17 protein-coding genes and 3 tRNA genes are annotated in these 22,732 nt (G+C 42.9%); 4 read left to right on the top strand and 16 right to left on the bottom strand.

Annotated features, from left to right (window positions below; all coding sequences use genetic code 11):
- Nucleotides 1–130: 130 nt before the first annotated feature.
- The 6 genes from L2717_RS17245 to L2717_RS17220 all read right to left on the bottom strand — a co-directional run bounded on the left by L2717_RS17245 (nucleotide 131) and on the right by L2717_RS17220 (nucleotide 4,167).
- Nucleotides 131–204, bottom strand: a tRNA-Cys gene (locus L2717_RS17245).
- 41 nt (nucleotides 205–245) lie between these two features.
- Nucleotides 246–321 (bottom strand) — tRNA-Gly (locus L2717_RS17240).
- Nucleotides 322–533: 212 nt separating this feature from the next.
- Nucleotides 534–1,082 carry a CDP-diacylglycerol--glycerol-3-phosphate 3-phosphatidyltransferase gene (gene pgsA / locus L2717_RS17235; protein WP_076501816.1) on the bottom strand — a complete coding sequence of 183 codons (549 nt, stop codon included), beginning with the start codon at nucleotides 1,080–1,082 and terminating at the stop codon, nucleotides 534–536.
- A gap of 47 nt (nucleotides 1,083–1,129) precedes the next feature.
- Nucleotides 1,130–2,959 (bottom strand): excinuclease ABC subunit UvrC, encoded by a 1,830-nt coding sequence (gene uvrC / locus L2717_RS17230; RefSeq protein WP_220774250.1) that lies wholly within the window; start codon nucleotides 2,957–2,959, stop codon nucleotides 1,130–1,132.
- Nucleotides 2,960–3,036: 77 nt separating this feature from the next.
- Entirely contained in the window at nucleotides 3,037–3,681 is a 645-nt protein-coding gene (gene uvrY, locus L2717_RS17225) for a UvrY/SirA/GacA family response regulator transcription factor (protein WP_220774242.1), read from the bottom strand.
- A gap of 395 nt (nucleotides 3,682–4,076) precedes the next feature.
- Nucleotides 4,077–4,167 (bottom strand) — tRNA-Ser (locus L2717_RS17220).
- 327 nt (nucleotides 4,168–4,494) lie between these two features.
- On the opposite strand from L2717_RS17220, the gene L2717_RS17215 reads away from it, so the two are divergent.
- The 3 genes from L2717_RS17215 (at nucleotide 4,495) to norR (ending at nucleotide 7,356) form a co-directional block, all read left to right on the top strand.
- On the top strand, nucleotides 4,495–5,103 hold the full coding sequence (locus L2717_RS17215) for a cytochrome c oxidase subunit 3 family protein (protein WP_076501807.1): 609 nt from the start codon (nucleotides 4,495–4,497) through the stop codon (nucleotides 5,101–5,103).
- 43 nt (nucleotides 5,104–5,146) lie between these two features.
- Nucleotides 5,147–5,461 carry a cytochrome C oxidase subunit IV family protein gene (locus L2717_RS17210; RefSeq protein WP_220774243.1) on the top strand — a complete coding sequence of 105 codons (315 nt, stop codon included), beginning with the start codon at nucleotides 5,147–5,149 and terminating at the stop codon, nucleotides 5,459–5,461.
- A gap of 209 nt (nucleotides 5,462–5,670) precedes the next feature.
- On the top strand, nucleotides 5,671–7,356 hold the full coding sequence (gene norR / locus L2717_RS17205; protein WP_220774244.1) for a nitric oxide reductase transcriptional regulator NorR: 1,686 nt from the start codon (nucleotides 5,671–5,673) through the stop codon (nucleotides 7,354–7,356).
- A gap of 125 nt (nucleotides 7,357–7,481) precedes the next feature.
- Here the strand turns inward: norR and L2717_RS17200 are convergent, their stop codons facing one another.
- The 10 genes from L2717_RS17200 to L2717_RS17155 all read right to left on the bottom strand — a co-directional run bounded on the left by L2717_RS17200 (nucleotide 7,482) and on the right by L2717_RS17155 (nucleotide 21,944).
- Nucleotides 7,482–7,817, bottom strand: coding sequence for a cytochrome C oxidase subunit IV family protein (locus tag L2717_RS17200; protein WP_220774245.1), 336 nt, complete (start codon nucleotides 7,815–7,817; stop codon nucleotides 7,482–7,484).
- A gap of 115 nt (nucleotides 7,818–7,932) precedes the next feature.
- Nucleotides 7,933–8,592 carry a cytochrome c oxidase subunit 3 family protein gene (locus L2717_RS17195; RefSeq protein WP_248938117.1) on the bottom strand — a complete coding sequence of 220 codons (660 nt, stop codon included), beginning with the start codon at nucleotides 8,590–8,592 and terminating at the stop codon, nucleotides 7,933–7,935.
- A 9-nt stretch (nucleotides 8,593–8,601) separates the two neighbouring features.
- Nucleotides 8,602–9,387 (bottom strand): CbbQ/NirQ/NorQ/GpvN family protein, encoded by a 786-nt coding sequence (locus L2717_RS17190; protein WP_107882580.1) that lies wholly within the window; start codon nucleotides 9,385–9,387, stop codon nucleotides 8,602–8,604.
- A gap of 47 nt (nucleotides 9,388–9,434) precedes the next feature.
- Nucleotides 9,435–11,369: a nitric oxide reductase activation protein NorD gene (locus L2717_RS17185; RefSeq protein ID WP_220774247.1), complete on the bottom strand. Its 1,935-nt coding sequence runs from the start codon at nucleotides 11,367–11,369 to the stop codon at nucleotides 9,435–9,437.
- Between the two features lie 259 nt (nucleotides 11,370–11,628).
- Entirely contained in the window at nucleotides 11,629–13,041 is a 1,413-nt protein-coding gene (locus tag L2717_RS17180; protein WP_220774248.1) for a cbb3-type cytochrome c oxidase subunit I, read from the bottom strand.
- A 15-nt stretch (nucleotides 13,042–13,056) separates the two neighbouring features.
- Nucleotides 13,057–13,503 (bottom strand): c-type cytochrome, encoded by a 447-nt coding sequence (locus tag L2717_RS17175; protein ID WP_220774249.1) that lies wholly within the window; start codon nucleotides 13,501–13,503, stop codon nucleotides 13,057–13,059.
- A 524-nt stretch (nucleotides 13,504–14,027) separates the two neighbouring features.
- Nucleotides 14,028–16,025, bottom strand: coding sequence for a methyl-accepting chemotaxis protein (locus L2717_RS17170; protein WP_220774582.1), 1,998 nt, complete (start codon nucleotides 16,023–16,025; stop codon nucleotides 14,028–14,030).
- A 441-nt stretch (nucleotides 16,026–16,466) separates the two neighbouring features.
- On the bottom strand, nucleotides 16,467–19,595 hold the full coding sequence (locus L2717_RS17165; RefSeq protein WP_220774583.1) for an efflux RND transporter permease subunit: 3,129 nt from the start codon (nucleotides 19,593–19,595) through the stop codon (nucleotides 16,467–16,469).
- A gap of 11 nt (nucleotides 19,596–19,606) precedes the next feature.
- The gene (locus tag L2717_RS17160; protein ID WP_220774584.1) at nucleotides 19,607–20,617 is read right to left on the bottom strand and encodes an efflux RND transporter periplasmic adaptor subunit; all 1,011 of its coding nucleotides are present in this window, start codon (nucleotides 20,615–20,617) and stop codon (nucleotides 19,607–19,609) included.
- 46 nt (nucleotides 20,618–20,663) lie between these two features.
- Nucleotides 20,664–21,944 carry a TolC family protein gene (locus tag L2717_RS17155; protein ID WP_220774585.1) on the bottom strand — a complete coding sequence of 427 codons (1,281 nt, stop codon included), beginning with the start codon at nucleotides 21,942–21,944 and terminating at the stop codon, nucleotides 20,664–20,666.
- A 264-nt stretch (nucleotides 21,945–22,208) separates the two neighbouring features.
- On the opposite strand from L2717_RS17155, the gene L2717_RS17150 reads away from it, so the two are divergent.
- Nucleotides 22,209–22,613, top strand: coding sequence for a MerR family transcriptional regulator (locus L2717_RS17150; RefSeq protein ID WP_220774586.1), 405 nt, complete (start codon nucleotides 22,209–22,211; stop codon nucleotides 22,611–22,613).
- Nucleotides 22,614–22,732 lie beyond the last annotated feature (119 nt).

The raw sequence follows: 22,732 nt of genomic DNA, 5'->3' as shown, positions 1-22,732 counted from the left end.
CCGAGGCCAGACTTGAACTGGCACGCTGTTACCAGCGAGGGATTTTAAATCCCTTGTGTCTACCGATTCCACCACTCGGGCAAACTCTTTATATTAACAACTGGAATCGTGTCATTAATACTTTATATTGTGGAGGCGCGACCCGGAGTCGAACCGAGATCGGCGGATTTGCAATCCGCAGCATAGCCATTCTGCCATCGCGCCATACTTGCTAACTCATTAAAAAACTATGAGTCTTTAAATATTGGAGCGACATATCGGGTTCGAACCGATGACCTATACCTTGGCAAGGTATCGCTCTACCAACTGAGCTAATGTCGCATTTTGCTTTATCTTCAACTCTATTAAGGTATTTTACCTTAGTAAACTGAGTTGATGTCACGCTTCAATATTCTGTAGAGTTAAAACATTGTTTATACATAGTCTCTTGTCTACGGGGTGGCATTCTACCGATTTACCATCCGGTGTCAACCGCTGTTTTAACGATAACTCACTGCTTGCACACTAAATAATCTCTTTGATTTTTTATTGCACTATTCAGCGGTGAGATCTTTCCACGCGGCTAAAATGTAACTCATCATTGACCAGAAAGTTAATACAGCCGCGATATATAACAGCACAAATGCTGCTGTTGTCATTAACGGATTGTATTGCCAAATCAAGCCAATAATCGCCACCATTTGCGCTGCAGTCTTATATTTTCCAATCCAAGAAACCGCTACAGTGCCACGTTTACCGATTTCTGCCATCCATTCCCTCAGGGCTGAAATCACAATTTCGCGGCCGATCATAAACAGTGCTGGCATCGTCAGCCAAATATTAGTGTATTGGTCAACCAATAAGACTAACGCTGTGATGACCATCAATTTATCAGCAACTGGATCGAGGAAGGCACCAAAACGGGTTAATTGCTTCAGTTTACGGGCAGCATAACCATCTAATGCATCCGTTAACGCCGCGAGCCAAAAGGTAAACGCAGCAACAAAAGGAGTCCAGTCATAGGGTAAATAAAACAGCACCACAAAAATGGGCAGTAAAAAAAGCCTGAAAAGAGTTAATGCTATAGGTACGTTAAACGGCATGTTCAAACCAGTTAGTCAAAAGCAGCGCCAATCTTGCCTTAATTTTATCACCCTCGCAATGCATCATGAATGGTTTGTGCCATTTCTATGCTGATCCCCGGTACTTTGACTAATTCTGCCACACTTGCCCCTTTCACTTCCTGCAATCCACCCAGATGTTGTAACAACGCTTTACGGCGTTTAGGGCCAATACCGGCAATAGATTCGAGCGTTGAGGTGTTACGGGTCTTTTGGCGGCGATTACGATGCCCAGCAATCGCGAACCGATGGGACTCATCACGAATATGCTGAATAAGATGTAGTGCAGGCGAATCACCTTCGAGGGAAAAGCTGGTTTCAGTATCGCCGAAAATCAACGTTTCAAGCCCAGGTTTACGGCCCTCACCTTTTGCCACCCCAATCAGTTGAGGTGCTTTATCTAAATGAACAAACTTTTCATCCACAATTTTTTGAGCAATACGTAACTGCCCGAGTCCACCATCAATAAACAGGATATCGGGAATTTTACCGCCCGCCTCAATCTTATCGAAACGGCGAGTCACCGCTTGCTTCATTGCGGCATAATCATCGCCTGGCGTAATACCGTCGATGTTATAACGACGGTACTCCGCTTTGTGCGGCCCTTCGCGATTAAACACCACACACGAGGCAACCGTGCTCTCTCCCATAGTATGGCTAATATCGAAACATTCCATTCGCAGGATAGGCGCACTCAACTCTAGAATTTCTTCTAATAATACAAAGCGTTGTTCAACTGTATTCTTATGGGATAAACGTGTCATCACCGCATTGGTCGCATTGGTGACTGCCAAGCGCAAAAAACTTGCCCTATCGGCGCGCACATTAGTTTTAATTGAGAATTTTTTATCTAACGCCGTAGACACCGCCACTTCGAGCTCGGGTAACTCTTCAAAATTATGGCTAATCACCACTTCCTTGGGGATAGTGCGTTGGATATCAACATTTAAATAAAACTGCAGAATAAAGGATCGTAATACCTCATCCATATCAGTTTGAGCTGGCACTGAAGGATAATAACTGCGACTACCAAAAATTTTACCCTCGCGAATAAACAGCAAATGAAAACAGGCAATGCCTGACGCATAATGCACGCCAATCACATCCATATCGCCTTTATTATTCGACACTTCTTGCTGCTCAGCCACTTTACGCAGTGCCATAATTTGGTCGCGAAACCGAGCGGCATGCTCATAGGCTTGGTTCTCGGCAGCCTGCTCCATTTTGTCAACTAGGGCTGTGATCACTTGTTGATCTTTACCTTTCAAAAACAAACTGGCTAATTTAACTTGCTCATCATAATCAGCATGGCTGACTTTACCCACACAGGGCGCGCTGCAACGGGAGAGTTGATATTGTAAACAAGGACGTGAGCGAGATTTGTAGTAAAGGTCATCACATTGGCGAATAGGAAATAGCTTCTGCATCAAATGCAGGCTTTCACGTACCGCGCCACCATTAGGATAAGGCCCAAAATAGTGGCCTTTTTCTCGCTGAGGCCCGCGATGATACGCAAGCCTTGGGTGCTCATGTTGACTTAATAATATGTAGGGATAAGACTTGTCATCACGCAATAATACATTGTATTTAGGCATATATTGCTTGATGTAATCGTTTTCAAGCAACAGTGCATCGGTTTCGCTGTGCGTAAGCGTGACATCAATATGATGGATATGTGAGACTAAGGCTTGAGTTTTAACATTGCCTAAGTTTTTACGAAAATACGATGAAAGACGTTTTTTAAGGTCTTTGGCCTTCCCCACATAAATAACGTCATCTTTAGCATCATACATACGATAAACGCCAGCAGAGGATGAAACCGTCCGTAAAAAACTTGAGGCATTAAAATCACTCGACATCATTCACACCCACGGTTTTGCAGACTTAACACCAACAACATAAAATAATACAACCTACTCTTGTAACTAATTGGCTATTAAAAATGACCCGTATCCAACATCTTATAGCGAATCGCTAAGCGTGTGAGTTCCACATCGCCACTGATCCCCAACTTGGCAAATAAACGGTAACGATAGCTGTTAACGGTTTTAGGGCTTAAATTGAGCTGCTCAGAGATATCGCTCACTTTCTCACCATTAGTGATCATCAACATGATCTGTAATTCACGTTCAGACAATGTCTTAAATGGGTTCTCATCTGCGGGATTAAACTGACTCAGGGCCATTTGTTGCGCAATCTCAGGCGATAAATAGCGTTGTCCACGGGAAACCTGTCGTATAGCCTGTAATACTTCAGGTGGCGTCGCACCTTTAGTTAAATAGCCAGAAGCGCCCGCTTGCATCACTTTACTTGGGAACGGATCTTCAGTGTGCACTGTTAAGACAATAATTTTTGCATGCGGCTGATATCGTAAAATTTTGCGCGTTGCTTCTAACCCGCCCATCCCCGGCATATTCATGTCCATTAAGATTACGTCGGCTTCATTCTGACGAGACCACTGCACCGCAGTTTCACCATCTGGAGCTTCACCAATAACTTTGATCCCACGTTCATCTTCTAATATGCGGCGGATCCCAGTTCTCACAAGCTCATGATCATCAACTAGATATATCGATATCAACTTACACCCACCTCTACAATTTACAGCTCGTACCGTGCATTAAACAGCGTAATACAGCAAACGGACACCGAGTTCATGAGGCTAATTTAGCCCAACCGCTCTGTTTCGCAAAGCATAAAATGAACATTGTTAACTAGATGATATTTAAAGGAAGGATTTTAGGCCGCATTAACGTATCGGGAGCAATTTTGCAGCAGAAAAATGCATACTCAGCTGAATATAAATTATTAACTCATGAGGGTAGATTAACTGATGATGTGCTCACTCAATATAACAAGGTACTAAACTTAAAATCATTAAATAAGCACACTAACATTTAACTTAAATTAAGACGTAAAGTTCAAATCGCGCAAACAAAAAAGGCCATCATTGCTGATAGCCTTTTCTGTAAAATATGGCGGAGGAGCAGGGATTTGAACCCTGGGTGGGCTATAAACCCACGCCGGTTTTCAAGACCGGTGCATTAAACCACTCTGCCACCCCTCCGAACGAGCGAGATAATAGCGATCTCTGTTGTCACTGTAAACTTAAATTTTTGAATAATCTTTCAAGTGGTGATTTAGTACTCTACTACAGTATATGTTTCTATTATTTCCATAAAACAATCGCGATGGTGTTCGGCTCAAATCGACTTATGGGTAAAAACGTGTCCATTTAACACACTCATAGTTAACCATCAATCTCCCGCAATCAGAAAATAAATATTAACCATATATTTCAATGGTATAAATAAATAAAAGTAAAAGCTCTATATCGGCATATATTTTGTATAGGTTAGTTATCAAACTGATTATGTTGACCTAAAGGTGGTATATGCAACAACTCGCCCTTATTGATGAACCCAGCCAACAACCATCCGAACTTTCACAAAGTAAATTACCCGGTGACATAGCCATGTGGCTAGTGATCATGATGGAGCTGACTGTATTTGCATTATTTTTTATCGGCTTTGCAGTAATGAAGCGTTTAGAACCAGATATGTTTCTACAAGGCCAACACACAATCCACATCACCATCGGCCTAGGTTGTACCTTGAGCCTATTGCTCAGTAGCTATTTAGTGGCCTTGGCACTTAATGAAGCAAAACGAGGCAATAACGTTAAAGTAGCCAAGTTACTCCGTGGCAGTTTATGTTTGGCTTTTGTTTACCTTATCGCTAAAAGTTATGAATACACCCTATTGATTAATGCTGGTTTTGATCTATCTACCAATGACTTTTTTACCTTGTATTTCTTGATCACTGCATTCCACTTTATGCATGTGATATTAGGTTGTGGCATTTTATTTTATTTACATCAACAAAGCCGCAAGCAATTTTATGGACCGAATGAACATCAAGGGTTTGAAGCCGCTGCTGCTTACTGGCATATGGTGGATTTAGTGTGGATTTTAGTTTTTTTCTTAATTTACATTGCCCATTAAGGGTAATAGTTATCCATTTATGATGATTAGAGGACAGAAACTTATGCCGTTATTTCACAAAAATATTAAGTCAATACACTTAGCTGCCATTATCTTAATTGGATTAACTTGCCTAACGACGGCAATCAGTTACTCCCCTGTCATTTTTAAGTTTGCCAGCCCACTCTCATTAACAGATATCAATCCTTCGTTACGATTGTTCAGCATCATTATTATTGTTTTAATGACCATGATTAAGGGCATAAAGATTGTTGATGTGTTTATGGAGATGCGAGATACGCCGAAACAATGGCGCCGATTCGCCTTAAGTTATCCCATTATCATCCCGCTTGTGCTTGCTTTAATCCTCTATCTTTAAAAGGCTAGCATAGGTTTGTAATGGTCTAATGAAACTGTAGAGATTTGAAAAATAAACTCAGTTTGCCATTAAGTCGCTACACATATATTTGTGCAACTCATCACAGTTTATTCGGTACTAACAAGACAAAAACACCAATGTTGATATATTGACAACGTTAATTTGGCTTTTGCCTAATTTGTTGTCAATATTCCCCGTTGGAGCCTGTCATGTTAGAGCAAACTTTACTGGATATCGCCTTAGATCTCAGCCAAAGCATACCCAAAAAAGCCCTTTATCAACGCTTTATGACCGCTGTCAATCAAGTGATGCCCTGCGATGCTGTAGCGCTACTGGAATATCAAGGTAATGAATTAGTCCCTGTCGCCGTTGATGGGTTACTACCAGAAGTGCTCGGAATGGGTTTTGCTCCCCATGAACATCCTCGACTTGAGACTATTATGGGCTCAAGGCACCCTATTCGTTTTAATGCCGATTCAGAGCTTGCCGATCCCTATGATGGTTTCTTAGTGATTGACCCCAAAAGAGTGCTTGATGTCCATGCATGTATCGGTTGCAGCCTTTATGTAGAAGACACGCTAGTTGGGGTACTCACTTTAGATGCTCTCAACGTTGGCGCGTTTGATAACATTAGTGATATTAGTATTGCTACCTTAGCCGCCCTTGCCGCTGTCACGATACGTAATGTTAATTTACTTACCCAGCTAGCACACCAAGAAGAATATCGACTTAATGAAAGAGAGAGCTCTTTTAAACAAAAGCCATTAAAGAAGTCAGACTTTATTGGTGAAACGCCCTGTATGCTGGCTCTTAAAGATGATATTCGAATTGTCGCTAATTCAGACCTATGTGTATTAATCAGTGGCGAAACGGGGGTGGGTAAAGAAGTTGCCGCTCGCAGCCTGCACGCGCAATCTAAACGTAAGCAGCAAATTTTTGTACAATTAAACTGTGCAGCATTGCCTGAAACATTGGCAGAGAGTGAGCTATTTGGTCATATTAAAGGCGCCTTCACCGGAGCCACTAAAGACAGAATGGGCAAGTTTGAATTAGCCCACCAGGGCACACTATTTTTAGATGAAGTTGGGGAATTATCCCTCGGATTACAAGCTAAATTATTACGATTTATCCAAGAAGGCGAAATCCAACGTTTAGGGCTAGATCGAAATATCCATGTAGATGTGCGCATTATTGCTGCCAGTAATCGTAATTTACTGAATGCGGTTGATGAAGGACGTTTTCGTGAAGACTTGTATTATAGACTTTGTGTTTATCCACTCCATGTACCGCCACTTCGCGAACGTCCAGATGACATTCCGCTACTTTGCGGTAATATTTTAACTCACTTTAAACACAAAATTGGCTTAAGCAATGCCAAAAGCATTCGCCTTAGTGCAGAAGCAATGCAAACTTTACTTGCCTATTCATGGCCAGGAAATGTCAGGGAACTACAGCATGTATTGATGCGTGCAGCGCTTAAAGCCAGCGCTGAAAGTAAAGGAGTTATCATTGTTCAACGTCATCATTTAAGTTTTGCAAGGGAGCGATTTAACCCAACAGCAACTTTCAATGCGGCATCGATGGTAACGTCCAGCCCATCCCCCAAAACATCTAATACCGATGTATCGTTACCCTTAATAAGCTCACCTGATGAAGAGTCATCAACTGCTGCAAGTACAATATTAGATACGGCATCATTCACTAACGAGACGCAACCCTCACCACGTGTGGATACATCGCATTCCTTTAATGATTTGGTAGCCGATTTTCAACGCCAAGTCATACGCCAAAGTCTTGAGGATAATGATCAAGTCTGGGCTAAAGCCGCGCGGCAACTACAACTTGATAGGGGAAACTTACATCGTCAAGCTAAACGTCTAGGGCTAATCGTTTAATGCGCGGCGATAACGTAAACGCGCATTAACTCAATTTAAACTTGGGTTTTACTCGAACGTAAATAGGTAAGAACTGTTAAATAAGCTAAATATTATCAATGACTAAATTACCAACAACCCACTTATTAATAATAAAAACAACTTAACGTAATTAATCCGAGCATTAACACTAAAAAGCCCTTCATTATTCTCACGGGCCAACCTTGGGTGTGCTTCAGTCCCATGAAATGATCGATAACTAAAGTCCCCTTGCTAAGTACTATTCCTGCCACCAATAATACACTTAGCTGGCTGATATGCGCTAAGTGTTCACCCTCCACCTTTTGCTGCGGCCCTTCTGCCAGTAAGGTACTAAAAAGCGTTAATACTACCAAGGTCAACCACACCATTACAGGCCAATGGTTACCCTTAAAAACCGAGGCTAGTCGGAGATTAATGCGTTTAATAAAGCGGTTTGCCATACAACTAGCCTCAAGTGAACTCAAGATAATCAGTGTTGAACGAATACTGTTAATTACCCTGCTTATCCTAAAACGCAGGTTGATTACATGGCATTTTTCTATCATCACTATGCTATCAATGTAATACGTATAAGAGCGGAAAGATGACAATCCAGACTAAATCAATCATATGCCAGTAGGTCGCCGCACTTTCTAATCCCTCGTGATTATTTGCATCATAAAAACCCAGTGCGGTAAATATCGTCACCACACTTATGGTAGCCATACCAATCAATACATGTAGTAAATGATTGAAACCAATGTAATAGTAACCCGCAATGAAGTAATCATCCCTTGGATTAATACCGAGCGCGCCATTGCGCTGATACTCCCAAAATTTCACCGCACAATACAAGCCACCCGCGACTATGGTTAAAAGCAGCCAATGAATAGTGCGCTTGATATTGCCTATTTTGATAGCCGCCATCGCTTTAACAATACATAAACTACTGCTGAGTAAAATAAGGGTATTACTAAGGCCAGCAAGAGTGCTGAGCTTTTGCGGCCCTTGGCTAAAATCCGCAGGGAAATAAGCTTTGGCAACCAAAAATAACACAAAAAACAAGCCAAACTCGGTTAGCTCTGCGTAAATAAATACCCATACCGCAAGCGAGCCAGGAGCCTTATGTTGGCTTGTGTGTGTCATTATTGAGTTTTGACTAACCTCAGCATCATGTTGATTAGCCAAACCCTCGGATTCAACACTTAAATCAAATTTAGCCATAGTGTTAGTCATGCTATCGACTTAAAAATGTGCATTAACAAGCTTTGATAAAGCCTTAATTGTTTCAGGCTCATCAGTTAATGGCTCGATAATACAATGCAAACAGGCTATTTGTGCATGACATCCACTGGACATCATTTTCGCGGCATAAATCAATAACCGTGTGGATACCGCTGCCTTTAAATCAATATCACTTAAGCGACGAATATCAGCGCCTAATTTGACTAAAGTGTTAGCAAGTTCAAGCTTAATTCCGGCTTCATGCACCAGAATGTTTGCTTCGTTTTCTGGGCTTGGATAATCAAAAGACATAGCAACAAAACGCTGACGAGTGCTGGGTTTAAGCCCTTTCATCATATTTTGATAACCTGGGTTATAGGACACCACTAACATAAAATCTTTATGGGCTTTAATGACTTCTCCAGTGCGCTCAAGATGAAGCTCACGGCGGTGATCCGATAGCGAATGCAGTACTACCGTAGTGTCTTTGCGGGCTTCAATAATTTCGTCTAAGTAACAAATTCCGCCATGGCGTACTGCCCGCGTTAACGGGCCATCTTGCCAAAAAGTGCCGTCAGAACTGACTAAGTGACGCCCAAGCAAATCTGCTGCGGTTAAATCATCATGGCAAGATACGGTCACTAATTCACGGCCAAGGTTATGTGCCATATATTCCACAAAGCGGGTTTTACCGCAGCCGGTAGGCCCCTTGATGAGTACCGGTAAATTATGTGCTTTGGCAAAATTAAAAATCTCGACTTCGTTATCTTGAACTTGGTAGTAACAACTGTTGGTATCTTCGGTCATAACAGGCTCTCTTATCACGCAAAATAGATAAATTAACTCAAAGGGAATTAGTGCATCGCAGTAAGATGTAGATAAATTTTAGGTAGCACTCGCGGTAATTCACTGGCGTTACTCACAATAGAAAATCCATGATGCCCAAAAAGATATGGGAGATAGTCATGGCCTTTTTTATCAATAGTGACGCAATAAGGCACTAAGCCTAAAAGTTTCGCTTCAACAATGGCTTGACGGGTATCTTCAATACCGTAACGACCTTCGTATTTGTCTAAATCGTTAGGTTTACCGTCTGTAATAATTAACAATATTTTATTGGCTCCGCCTCGTTCTGCTAGTAATTGGCTAGATTGCCGAATCGCGGCGCCCATACGGGTGTAGTAGCCAGGCTCGATACGGGCAATACGGCCTCGGACATGATCACTATGCGGCATATCGAAATTTTTAAGGATGTGATAACGCACATGTTGGCTACGCACTGATGAAAAACCATATAATGCAAACTCATCACCAAGGCGAGTCAGCGCCTCGCTAAAAACCATTAAGCTGTCACGGATAACATCAATCACCCGTTGCTTATCATCAATATAGGCTTCTGTTGATAGGGATAAATCAGCCAAAATCAAACAATTGACATCTCGATTCTGTCGCTGGGTATCAATATAAAAAGCTTGTTTGCTGGTATCTTTTACAGGCAAAGCATAGTCATCTAGCCAAGCATCGAGATCAATTTCATCACCACTTTTTTGAGCTTTTCTGCGGTGTGGCGTTAACCCTAAATGCGCAAAAAGCGCTAATATATCTTGGCTTAACTTTTTATATTCGCTGGATAACGCAATGGGTTCAACCTCATCACTAATCATTGTTTGCAGCACGCACGCGTCATCAACCAAGCGTTGCTGTTTATAGTCCCACTCAGGTAATAAAATACCTTCGCCTAAGCGCAAATCATCTTGGGCGGCTGCGGGTAAATCTAAGTCAAAACGGATCCGGGCAGCACTCGCCTTACGGTGTCGCGATAAACTAATAATATCGAGATCTTTTGCAATTTCGGTAATATCGGTATCGTCATCCTCATCACTTTGACAACGATCTAGATTGATTTGCTCAGTCCACGTCATCAAAGCTTCAGCTTGAAAAATCAGTAGTCCATCGGTTTTACGATTATCATCAACATATTGTGCTTTTTTACGTTGATCAATTTCCTGCACTTCACCCGCGTTACGCTTGGGTTGGGTTTTATTTTTTTCATCCGCTGGCTTAAAATCCGCACCTGCGCCTTGAGTTATTAGCGGTGGATAAAGCCACAGTGGCACAGGCAACACATCTTTATGGCTATGAGGGTATTTATCCATAGCTCCGGGGATTTTGATTACTGTTGCAATGGCTTTTTCTGCTAGCGTTAACCCATCCTTTTGACTGAAAAAATCACGGTTAAAAAACTCAGTCGCTTTTGTTTTAGTCGCCTCTTTAGCAAGTAAAGTTTCAAGCTCAAGGTTTCGTAGCCCTAACACTTCATGAGCTAACTGACTGTATATACGCCTCAGTCCAGCGTATTGAGTAATTAAGTGGCGAGTGGCTTGTTGATTGTCATTAAACCAATCGGTCATGTCTTTATAAGACAGGCCACTGCGGCTCTGTTTATCTAACTGGGCAGCTAAAGCAGTTAGCCAAAAATATAATGATTGATTAAGATCTTTTTCAGCAAATAGCGCAATAAATGGCGGGAGTCTTACACTGCGTTCGTCTTGCCAACTTAAATAAAACTGTTTATGACTGCCGGCGATTTTCTGCATCGTACTGCGACGGATATTGAGATCACGCTTTTCGGCTATTTCAAGGCTTTTAGCTCCATCACCGCCCATAGCACGGTAATAAATTAATAGTTGAGTTTGTAATTCACTGAAATGAACCTTAGCAGCGACATGGTCGGTGGTCACTTGGGATGTTAACCATTTATCCCATATTTTGCCGACGACTTCTTCCATTGCTACCTCAATAATATAATGACGAATGCTGATATTTTTAATTAATTCGTTATCGATAAATAACGAAAATGTACACTAAGATTTTATAGTATTTTTTACTATTCGATTATTAAGTAACATTCATTAAAATTGATATAAATGTAACCTAATAAATCAACATTAAGAGTCTGATAAACAATATTGATTGATATGAATAGCGTTAAATATAGTTAATGTGGCTGTAACCTAAAGGCCGCAGCCACATTAACTATCAAATCCTTTATTCAGCTAACGTCGCATTAGCATCAGGATATTGTTTGCCATTTTTATTGGCGACGACAAAGCTTGCAAAATAAGCAGCAACGCCCGCAGTAAAGATTAAACCAAACCCAAGACGCGCAATATAGAAAGGCTTCAGCACCTCTTGTGTTGCCATAAAGCTTAATGCTTTACCGGCTTCTGGGATGCGTTGTAATGCAACTTGCCAAATTCCCGCTGCGGTTAACGCAAAGGTAATACCTAGCATGCCGATACACATTAACCAAAAACCAATTCGCTCGACTTTTTGTGCCTGCACACTGTTGCCTTGTGGGCGACCGTTCATTACTGGCATAGAGTATGAAATCATACACATAACTACCATAGCATAGGCGCCAAAGAAGGCTAAGTGACCGTGTGCAGCAGTAAGTTGTGATCCATGCGTGTAGTAGTTAACGGGGGCTAGCGTATGCAAGAACCCCCATACACCGGCACCTAAGAAAGCCATAACCGCAGTGCCTTTAGCCCATGTGGTGGCGATCTTATTATTGTGTTCTCTACGACGCTCTTTGACCATTTTAAAGGCAAATACCACCATCATAAAGAAAGGTACAGGCTCTAAAGCAGAGAAGAAAGATCCCATCCATAACCAGTACTTAGGTGGGCCAACCCAAAAATAATGGTGCCCCATACCAATAAGTCCGGAGATCAACGCCATCGCAATAATCACATAAAGCCATTTTTCAATATGTTCGCGATCCACACCGGTGACTTTAATGAGTACGAAAGCTAATAGAGCACCTAAAATAAGCTCCCACACGCCTTCAACCCATAAATGCACCACAAACCACCAGAAATATTTATCTAATGTTAAGCTGTCAGGATTATAGAAAGAGAATAAATAGAAAACGGCTAAGCCAATAAGCCCCGTAATCAGCACCATATTAATGACCGTCTTTCGGCCTCTCAATATGGTCATACCAATATTAAACACAAAGGACAAACAGACTAATACAATACCAATTTTGGTAATTGTGGGTTGTTCTAAAAACTCACGGCCCATTGTCGGGAATAGTTCATTTTTAGTGATCCGAGCAAGTTCAGCGTAAGGAACAAGCAAGTAACCTAAAATAGTTGCTACGCCTGCCACCACAAAAACCCAAAAGGTAATTTTGGCCAATAATGGGCTATATAACTCTGTTTCAGCTTCCTCAGGGACTAAAAAATAACTCGCACCCATGAATCCAAATAACATCCAGACAATCAGGAGGTTGGTGTGCACCATACGTGCTGCGTTAAAAGGAATATAAGGAAAACCGACATCACCATTGATGTACTGCAACCCCATTAATAAACCAAACAAAATTTGGCCAGCAAATAACATCATTGCAAAAACAAAATACGGTTTTGCAATTCGTTGAGATTCATACTTCATAATTCGCTCCTCTCCTTAACCTTCGACATTCGGTGGCCAATTGTTATCGTCGATCCTGGATGTCCAGATTAAAAAATCTGCCAAGTCATCGATTTCAGCATCGGTTAAGTTAAATTGCGGCATCTTACGACGTTCAGGAATAGCGAGAGGTTGAGCATTAACCCATCCACGTAGGTAACTTTTAAACGCAGCTTCGTTACCCGCACCACGGCGATCAAACACGTTAGCAAGCTCTGGTGCATAATAAGCTCCCTCACCCATCAAACTGTGGCATCCTATGCAGTTATTAGTTTCCCATAAACCTTTACCTGCAATCACATGCTCTGTCAGCGCTTCCCTATGTTCTCGCTTTGGTAATTGACGGACAGTATCTACCGACAACCCCAACAGCAATAACAAAAAGAAAAAGCTGCCGCCGTAATAAATATTACGAGCCATACTTTTTGTAAATTTTTCAGCCATTAACGACTCCTTGATTTTTAATTTCCACCATTAAAAAGCAATAGTCATGCCAATGATTAAGTCAATGATTTATAAGAGTTAATCTGGATAATTAATTAAACATTAATTTCAGTCAGTCAAATTGACTGCGATGATGTTGTTAATTAAACATCGTTAATCAATATCTAGTGTTAATAAGACAAGGCTAATTAATAGCCAAGCGGTTAAATTAAAAGCGATTTAGACATGTATTGGAACATTAAGAATAAAGACCGTTGAAGATAACTCGGTAATATAAGCGAAAAAACACCTGATTAAACGGCTTTAACAATGACGGGTAACAATTTGACAAGTGAATGCAAAAAACTAAGTGTTTTAGCGTCTCTTTAGGAGATGACCATTGGAGTAAACGATAGCATTACAAATAATTTGGCTTTATAAAAATACAAGCAGTTCATCTTTACTATGGCGAACACGACATTATCCCCATCACAGACAATCATTGTTGGTAAAATAGTAACGGGGCCTAACATCACCACGGGATATCACGTTCGATTAATATTAATTAACCGATTAGACAAGTTTTGCATCTCAAGACTTAACGCATCAAGCGCGGTAGCGTCGTGGGAATTATCTTCACTGATACTATTAATCCGCACCGCTAACTCGTTTATCTCTTGAGTCACTAGGCTTTGTTGTTGAGCTGCTAATGCAATTTGTTGAGCTCGTTGTGAAATATCATCAAAACTTTGCACAGTACTAGATAACGAACTCGCCGCTCCTTCTGCCTCAGCAACCGCTTGTACTGTGCGAGACTCTCCGGTTTGCATTGCCTGAACAGCAAGCCGCGAAGCCGATTGTAATGCATTGATCATGGTACTAATTTCATCGGCTGAATCTTGCGTACGACCAGCTAAAGTACGTACTTCATCGGCTACGACAGCAAAACCTCGACCTTGCTCACCCGCCCTCGCCGCTTCAATGGCAGCATTTAATGCTAATAGATTCGTTTGAGCTGAAATAGCTTTAATCACATCTAATACCGTACCGACTTTTTGACTATCTTGAGCCAGTTGTGAAATAACCTGTGTAGCATTAGCTATTTCTGACGACAGTATTTCAATTGAAGCATTACTAGCAGCAACACGACATTGCCCTTCGCGAACCACCACTAATGAAGATTGAGCCGTTGCAGCGCAATCATTGGTGTTATTAGCCACTTCTATCGCACTTGAGGACATTTGTGTTATCGCGGCAGCGAGTTGTGCACTTTCAAGGCGTTGCTGCTCAGCTCGCTGGGCTAATTTGCGGCTCAAAGCGCTCAATTGAGAAGCCTCATATTGGATTTTTTTTGCTTCTTGAGTGATTAAATCAAGCATCGAACGCAACGTTCCTGCATAGGTGTTAACCGCACGACGCAATGCGCCAATTTCATCATCACGTTGGATTTGTAACTCGACATGTGATCCCGATTCACCACTACCAAGGGAAGCGATTTGATCCGTAGTTTCTTGTAATTGGGCGAGTAATCTCTTACCAGAAAACCAAGCAAGGGATAATAAAATAGCTAACAGCGGCAATAAAAATAATAAAATATCAAAAGTCAGCGCATTCGCAAGGCCCGTCACCCGAGTCTTAGGAGTGGCAAGTCCAATCACCCATCCGGTATCCGGCATTACAAATAAACTTACCTCGCTGGCCTGATCCAGCTTTTCATCGTGCGCTAAACTCACCGATATAACATTATTAATCGATGTTTGCTTAATGGCAGCCTCAACGGGAGCTAACCAAGGCTGCTGACTCACAACATCACTAAAACTTTGCATCGTCTCAGATTTGCTTGCCTCAGGGAAATGCAAAATATTACCCGCTTGATCTAATGCAAAAGCATAGCCATCAGTGACATTGCCATGCTCTGTCAAAAACTGCGCGACATTATCAAGCTTTAAATCAACCGTCGCAACGCCAGCAAAACGCGCTAAAAGATGGTACGGCACGCTGCAAGTGACCATCGCCACTTTTGATACTGGGTCTTGATAAGCTTCAGACCATGAACATTTCGATCGTGAACTAGCTCGAGCCCCGGTATACCAAGACTCATTTTGGTATCCAGGTCCTGACTCCGCATTATATTCATCTGAATAGGTTAATTTATTATCAAGGCCACGGGCCCAAAAGAAACTGTGCCGATGGCTTCCTACTTCAAATTGATCCGGCTCTGGCCAAATGCCACCTCCCGCGATAGTGAGGTCACCATTATTATCAATCACATTAGGTAAAGAATTAAGATAGAGAGCCTGTTCACGGGGCAATACCTCTGCAATGCGCGCGAGACTGAGAGTAATGCCTTCAACACTGGCGAGCTTAAGTGCAAGTTGTCTGACAATACTGCTCCCCGTCTGTTCAATGAGTTGTTGACTTACCGCGACAACACGGGGTTGTCCGCGAAGTGACATCACGCCAAAAACGGCCAGCCCAGTCAACAGCAATAACAAAATACTGCCCATAGTGAGACGTTGTGAAATTCGTATTGGTATAAACATAGTTTTTTTACCTAAAAAATAAGTGTTCTAGATAGTGCAAATCATTCAGCTGTAATACTCAGCCATAAACTGAAGCTTTGTGTTGCACCATCCTAGTGCATACTGTAAAGGCGATATAAACTATCCACTTAGCTACTCGCTTGAGTGTAGACCACAAACCCAACTAGCCTCATGATCCGTTATATATTTCAGGATTACATCACGAAATATGTAAGAGGCCCCCAATGTTTAAAATGAACAAAATACTATTTTAAGACATTGCTTTTGTTAAAAAATACCTACTTAAGGTTTTATTAAATATTGTAGAGCCCTGACTGACAAATAATAAAAGATTAGATGGTTAAATAGCATTTGAGGGGGGACTGAACTGTGACAGTGAGGATTGAGCTCATAAGGGCTATATACGGTCCTTATGAGCTGCTTTTCTGCTTAGTAATTAAATTATCGCTTTTTACTTTGAGGTGGCTGGCCCCGTTTATTTATCCAATGATATAACACAGGCAACACCAGTAATGTCAGTAAGGTCGACGACATAATGCCGCCAATCACCACTGTTGCTAAAGGTCGCTGCACTTCTGCTCCCGTGCCGATATTGAGCGCCATTGGGATAAAACCAAGGCTGGCGACTAATGCCGTCATTAATACCGGCCTTAAGCGTAGCAGCGCACCATCAATAATCGCATTACGTAAATCACCGGTTTCAGACCATCGCTGGCGAATAAACTCCACCATCACCAAACCGTTAAGTACAGCAACACCAGACAACGCGATAAAGCCGATACCCGCCGATAATGACAACGGCATGTCACGTAGCCATAACGACAATACGCCGCCGGTTAACGCTAAAGGAATACCGGTGAAAATGACCAGCGAATCTTTAAAAGATGAAAACGCCATCATTAATAAGCCAAAAATAATGGCTAAGGTTACTGGCACAACAATAGAGAGCCGATTACTGGCCGATTCTAGTTGCTCAAAGGTGCCACCGTAATCTAACCAATAACCACTTGGCACCTTGACGTCGCTGGCAATACGCTGCTTGACCTCCGCAACAAAGCTGCCGAGATCGCGGTCTCGCACGTTGGCAGTGACGACTATGCTACGTTTACCGTTTTCACGGCTGATTTGTGCTGGGGCGGGTTTATTTTCTAACGTGGCGACTTCATTTAAGGGCACATAACCCCCATTAGGCAGCGGCACAGGCAAATACTGTAGGTTTTCAATATCAAGACGCAGTGCTTCGGGTAAACGTACCACTAATTCAAAGCGGCGATCGCCTTGATAAAGTTGACCGACGGTCTCACCGCCAATACTGGTGGCGACTAAATCCTGTAACATTTGTACGTTTAATCCATAACGCGAGAGTGCCATGCGTTTGGGAATGATCGATAACATCGGCAGACCCGTCACTTGCTCAACACTGGTATCAGCAGCGCCATCAATGCTATTGATCACTCCGCTGATGGCATTTGCGGTAGTGACTAATTGCTCAAGCGAATCGCCAAATATTTTGATCCCTAAATCGGCGCGCACCCCTGAAATTAACTCGTTAAAACGCATTTGAATCGGCTGGGCAAACTCGTAGTTATTGCCTGGCAATTCAAATAATGCGGCCTCGAGTTCTTCAACTAACACGTTTTTAGGTTTATTGGGGTTAGGCCATTGATCGCGAGGCTTTAAAATCACAAAACTATCAGCAATATTGGGTGGCATAGGATCTGTTGCTACATCGGGTGTGCCGATTTTAGCGAAGGTTTTTGCGACTTCAGGAAATTGCAATAAACGCAGCTCAACCTGTGATTGCATCTCAATGGCTTGATCTATACCCGTTCCTGGAATACGCATGGCATGTAAAGTGATATCGCCCTCATCAAGTTCGGGGACAAACTCTGAGCCCATTTGAGTCAGTAACCAAATAGATACGCCCACCAGCACCGCGGTAAAAGAAACCACAATCCAACGCCACTCAAGCACCCATTCTAATAACGGGCGATACAAAGACTTAGCGCCTTTAACCACGATACTTTCTTTTTCACTAATTTTACCGCGCAGAAAAATCGCTACCGCAGCGGGCACTAAAGTGATCGAAAGTACCATTGCCGCCAATAATGCCATGATGACGGTAATCGCCATAGGGTGAAACATTTTGCCCTCAACACCCGACAAACTAAAAATCGGGATGTACACCACAGTGATAATAGCCACGCCAAATAAACTGGGGCGGATCACTTCCGTGGTTGCCTCATACACTAATTGTAAGCGTTGGCGTAAATCTAATAATCCACCGCCATGCTGCTGCGCGAAGGATAAACGCCGCACACAGTTATCGACGATGATCACAGCACCATCGACGATTAAACCAAAATCTAACGCGCCTAAACTCATCAAGTTAGCTGAAACACCAGTTTGCACCATGCCCGTAATCGTCACTAGCATAGACAAAGGGATCACTGCAGCGGTAATCAAGGCGGCGCGAAAATTCCCCAGCATTAAAAACAACACCACAACCACCAGTAAAGCGCCTTCTAACAGGTTGGTTTTAACGGTATCAATGGTTTTATCGACTAAGGTGGTGCGGTTATAAACCACATCAACGGTTACACCATCGGGCAGTGACGGCTTAATGGCTGCAAGTTTAGCGGCAGCAGCCTGCGAAACAGTGCGGGAGTTTTCCCCCATCAGCATCATCGCCATGCCAAGCACGCTTTCTTTACCGTCACGGGTCGCAGCGCCGGTGCGTAGCTCTTTGCCGATTGCCACTTCAGCTACATCGCGGATTAAAATAGGCTGGGAACCATTACGCCCGACAACAATCTGTTCTATATCTGTAATCGTTGCCAATTGCCCTGGTGAACGAACTAATAACTGCTGGCCGTTCTTCTCGATATAACCTGCGCCGCGGTTGCTGTTGTTGGTTCGCAGGGCATCAGCCACTTGCTCCATCGATATACCGTATTGCAGCAACAACCTAGGATCAGGTAACACATGGTATTGCTTGTTAAAGCCGCCAAAGGTATTGACCTCAACAATGCCTGAAACCTGCGCAAGTTGCGGCTTAATAATCCATTCTTGGATTTCACGTAGGGCGATAGCGTCCATCGGTGAGCCATCAGCCTGCGTAGCGCCCGGAAGTGTTTCCAATGTGTACATGAAAATTTCACTGAGGCCCGTTGCAATCGGCCCCATTGTTGGCTCAAGCCCTTGAGGTAGTTGGGCTTTAATTGTCCCAAGGCGCTCATTAATCAGATTACGAGCAAAATAAATATCGGTGCCATCTTCAAAGACAACCGTGACTTGCGATAAGCCATAGCGGGAAATAGAGCGTGTATAGCTAAGATGTGGCAAGCCATATAGCGCAGACTCGACCGGAAAAGTGATTCTTTGCTCGGTTTCTAACGGCGAGAACCCCGCAGCCTCAGTGTTAATTTGCACCTGTACATTGGTAATATCAGGTACAGCATCTATCGGTAAACGCTGATAACTCCATAACCCGGCCGCAACCAGCAGCAAGACGAGACTCATCATCAAAAAGCGTCGCTCAATAGAGAAACGTACGATTTGTTCAAACATACTGTTTCTCCTTAGTGCTCGTGCGCTGCGCCAGATTTTTCAATATCGGCTTTAATCAAATAGCTGTTTTCGAACACATATTGTTCACCCGCTGCAAGACCTGACAACACTTGGGTGTCGCTATCATCGCGATAACCTAAGGTAACGGGTCTTAGCTCGTAACGATCGCCTTCTTTTACAAAAACAACGTCTTGATTACGCATACTGTGTAGCGCTTGATTTGCTACAACTAAAGGCACATCAAGATGGGCAATTTCAATATGGGCTGCCAGCATGTCGTTAGGGGCAAACTTATCTGTCACATTATCAACTCGCACCCGAGCCACCACCGCTTCACCATTAACTGCGGGGAGTAAATGTGCAATCGAGCCTTGATATGAGTTGCCACTCCCCTGCAATGTAACCGCTTGTCCCACCTTTACTTGGGCGCGAGCAGAGGGGAATAACTGGATTTCAGCCCACAACATAGCGGTATTGGTAATTAGCAATAATGGGGCATTACTAGTCGTTTCACCCACATTGACATATCGACCTTGCACCACACCGCTAATAGGTGCTGATAGAGTATAAGTTTGCAGGCTGTCATTGGACTCGACTTGCGCTAAGCGCTGACCCTTTTCAACCTTATCGCCAATATTGACGTAGATGTTGGTCACTACACCGGGGAAACGCGCAGTAATATTAGCGATATTATCCGCCGCCAGTGTCAGCCTGCCATAGGCTTTAACGGTTTGAGCTATGGTGCCTGCTACCGCTTGCGTAGTTTTAATACCGACTTTTTGGGCTATTGCAGCCGTAATAGTGACATGATTAGTTTCATGCTCATCGTGTTCAGCATGTTTGTCATCATCGCCGTGCGCATCGTGTTTTTCATGTTCGTCATGCTTATCATGTTCAACATGGGTAGCTTGCTCATTGTGCTCAGTATGTTTTGGGGATGGCTTATGGCCGTGATCGTCCGATGACCATGCTTGATTCGAAAAGGCAAAGAAAAGGCATAGAGGAAAAAGTAACTGTTTCATATTGATGAGATTTCCATTTTTATTCCATTAATGGCAAAGCATTGGATTAACGCTGCTGTAATGCTTGCGCAGTAAGTTGTTCAATCAAGGCTTGGTTTAATAGCACTGAGGTTGCGGCTTCAATTAAGGCTAAACGGGCATCAAGAAGCTCTTGCTGGGCAGACACCCAATCGGCATAACGATAAGCGCCTTTTCCATAGGCTTTCTCGGTGTGAATAAGCGATTCAGACAAGATGGGGATAATCTCATCCCGTAGGTGTGCTACCGCCTCAAATTGCTGCTGACGACTTGAATAAGCTTTAAATAACCGCACTCTTAAGGCTAATAAGGCCGCATCTTTTTGCGCACTAACCTCATTCATTGCCGAATTTGCCGCTTGTACATTGCCACTATTACGCTGCTCAGCAAATAACGGCATCGAAAAGCCTAATGTCAGCGCGTTATCGCCAGAAACCTCAAAGTGCTTAACGCCTATCTGCCAGCGAATATCACTGCTGGACTGGCTACGAGCCAATTGCCACTGCGCTTCACGAACGCGCTGCTCATTAGCATACACTTCAATCGCTGGGGTGGTTTCAAGGCGTTGATACAGTGTTTCAAAGGGCTCAACCGCGTTAAAGGCAAATAGATCGCCACTTAATGACGCAAAGGTTGGCTGATATTCGCCCCAATAACTCGCCAAAATCACTTTACTGCTGTTATAACGCGATGCGATTTCCGCCGCATTTAAACGAGCATTAGCCAGTGCCGCCTTTGCCCGCAGTGCATCCGCTTGAGACGCTGCGCCTTGGCGGACCCGCTGGTTAACCTGCTGATAAGTCGCTTGCGCTAACGCGATGACATTTTCGGCAAGCAATTGTTTTTCTTGTAAAGAAAGCGTAGTGATAAATGTTTGCGTCACTTCACTTAATAAATCTAAGGCGGTGGCTTTTTTCTGCGCTTCAACATAGGCAAAACTGGTATCAACAACCGTAGTGCGCGCTAATCGTTTATCACCCAGCTCAATAAATGATGATAAGGCTAACGTCAGCTCAGCGGCATCAATACCTGAATATTCCCCTGTTCCCGATACGTTTTCCGCTTCTAGACCCATTTCGTATGACGGTGACTGGCTGGCAGTTAAACGTTGCCCCGCTAATGCTTGGCTGCGCCACTGGAACACTTGCAACTGTGGATGGCGACTTAACGTTAGCTGGGCAGCACTTTCTAACGTTAAACGTTCAGGGGCTTTTGCATACGCGCCGCAAATTGATAAAAACGTCAGCAAAAATAATGAGCTACATAAATAACGCCTATGCCGCCGCGATGGATGATGACTATTTCGCATGTATTTATAACCTTAAGTAGATATTCGCTTAACTTACTGCAGCGGGTTTGCTCAACGCAGCTTTACCGCTAACTTACCGCCCAAGAGCAATATCAATTGCTACAGAAGATAGAGTGATCAGATTTTGTATCGATTAACAGACATAATGATGATGACCAGACCCATTAACACCATGATTAATCGCTAAAAAAAGATAGATATTTGAGCCGTTTTACGTTATTTGTGCTAGCTTAATCCTTCCAGTGACAAGAAGGTCAACCCTAAATGAAAATCAACGATGCCGCTAAGCGTTCTAACATTAATAGCAAGACGATTCGTTACTACGAAGAAGTGGGTTTACTGCCACCGACGAACCGCAATGCAAATGGCTACCGGGAGTATGGCGATACCGATATTGAAAGGTTGATTTTTATTCGGCGTTGTCGTGAATTACAAATTCCAATAAAAGAGCTGATGATCCTTGTCAATGTACAGACAGATCAACAATCATCTTGTTTAGAGGTAGATGACATCATCCTCAAGCAGCTTGAAAAGGTACGCGATAGGATTAAAGAACTACAGCAACTAGAAAAAACCCTCAATAAACTAGCCCACTCTTGTCAATTTGATACCGTTTCTCAATGTCAGATTTTACAGAAATTAACTGAAAAACAAATGCTTATACCATAAACACATTAATACCTTTACCATAGCGGCAGTAGGGCGTGCATTAGGTTTCATGCCTATCTTTGTTTGTAACGTTGAAAGCTGTTTGCAGTATTGATATGACCAGTCTTCCGTCTGCCCGA

It is taken from the genome of Shewanella glacialipiscicola, assembly GCF_023283485.1.
In the GTDB taxonomy this organism is placed as follows: Bacteria; Pseudomonadota; Gammaproteobacteria; order Enterobacterales; family Shewanellaceae; genus Shewanella; species Shewanella glacialipiscicola.
This window is presented reverse-complemented; position numbering and strand designations above follow the sequence as displayed.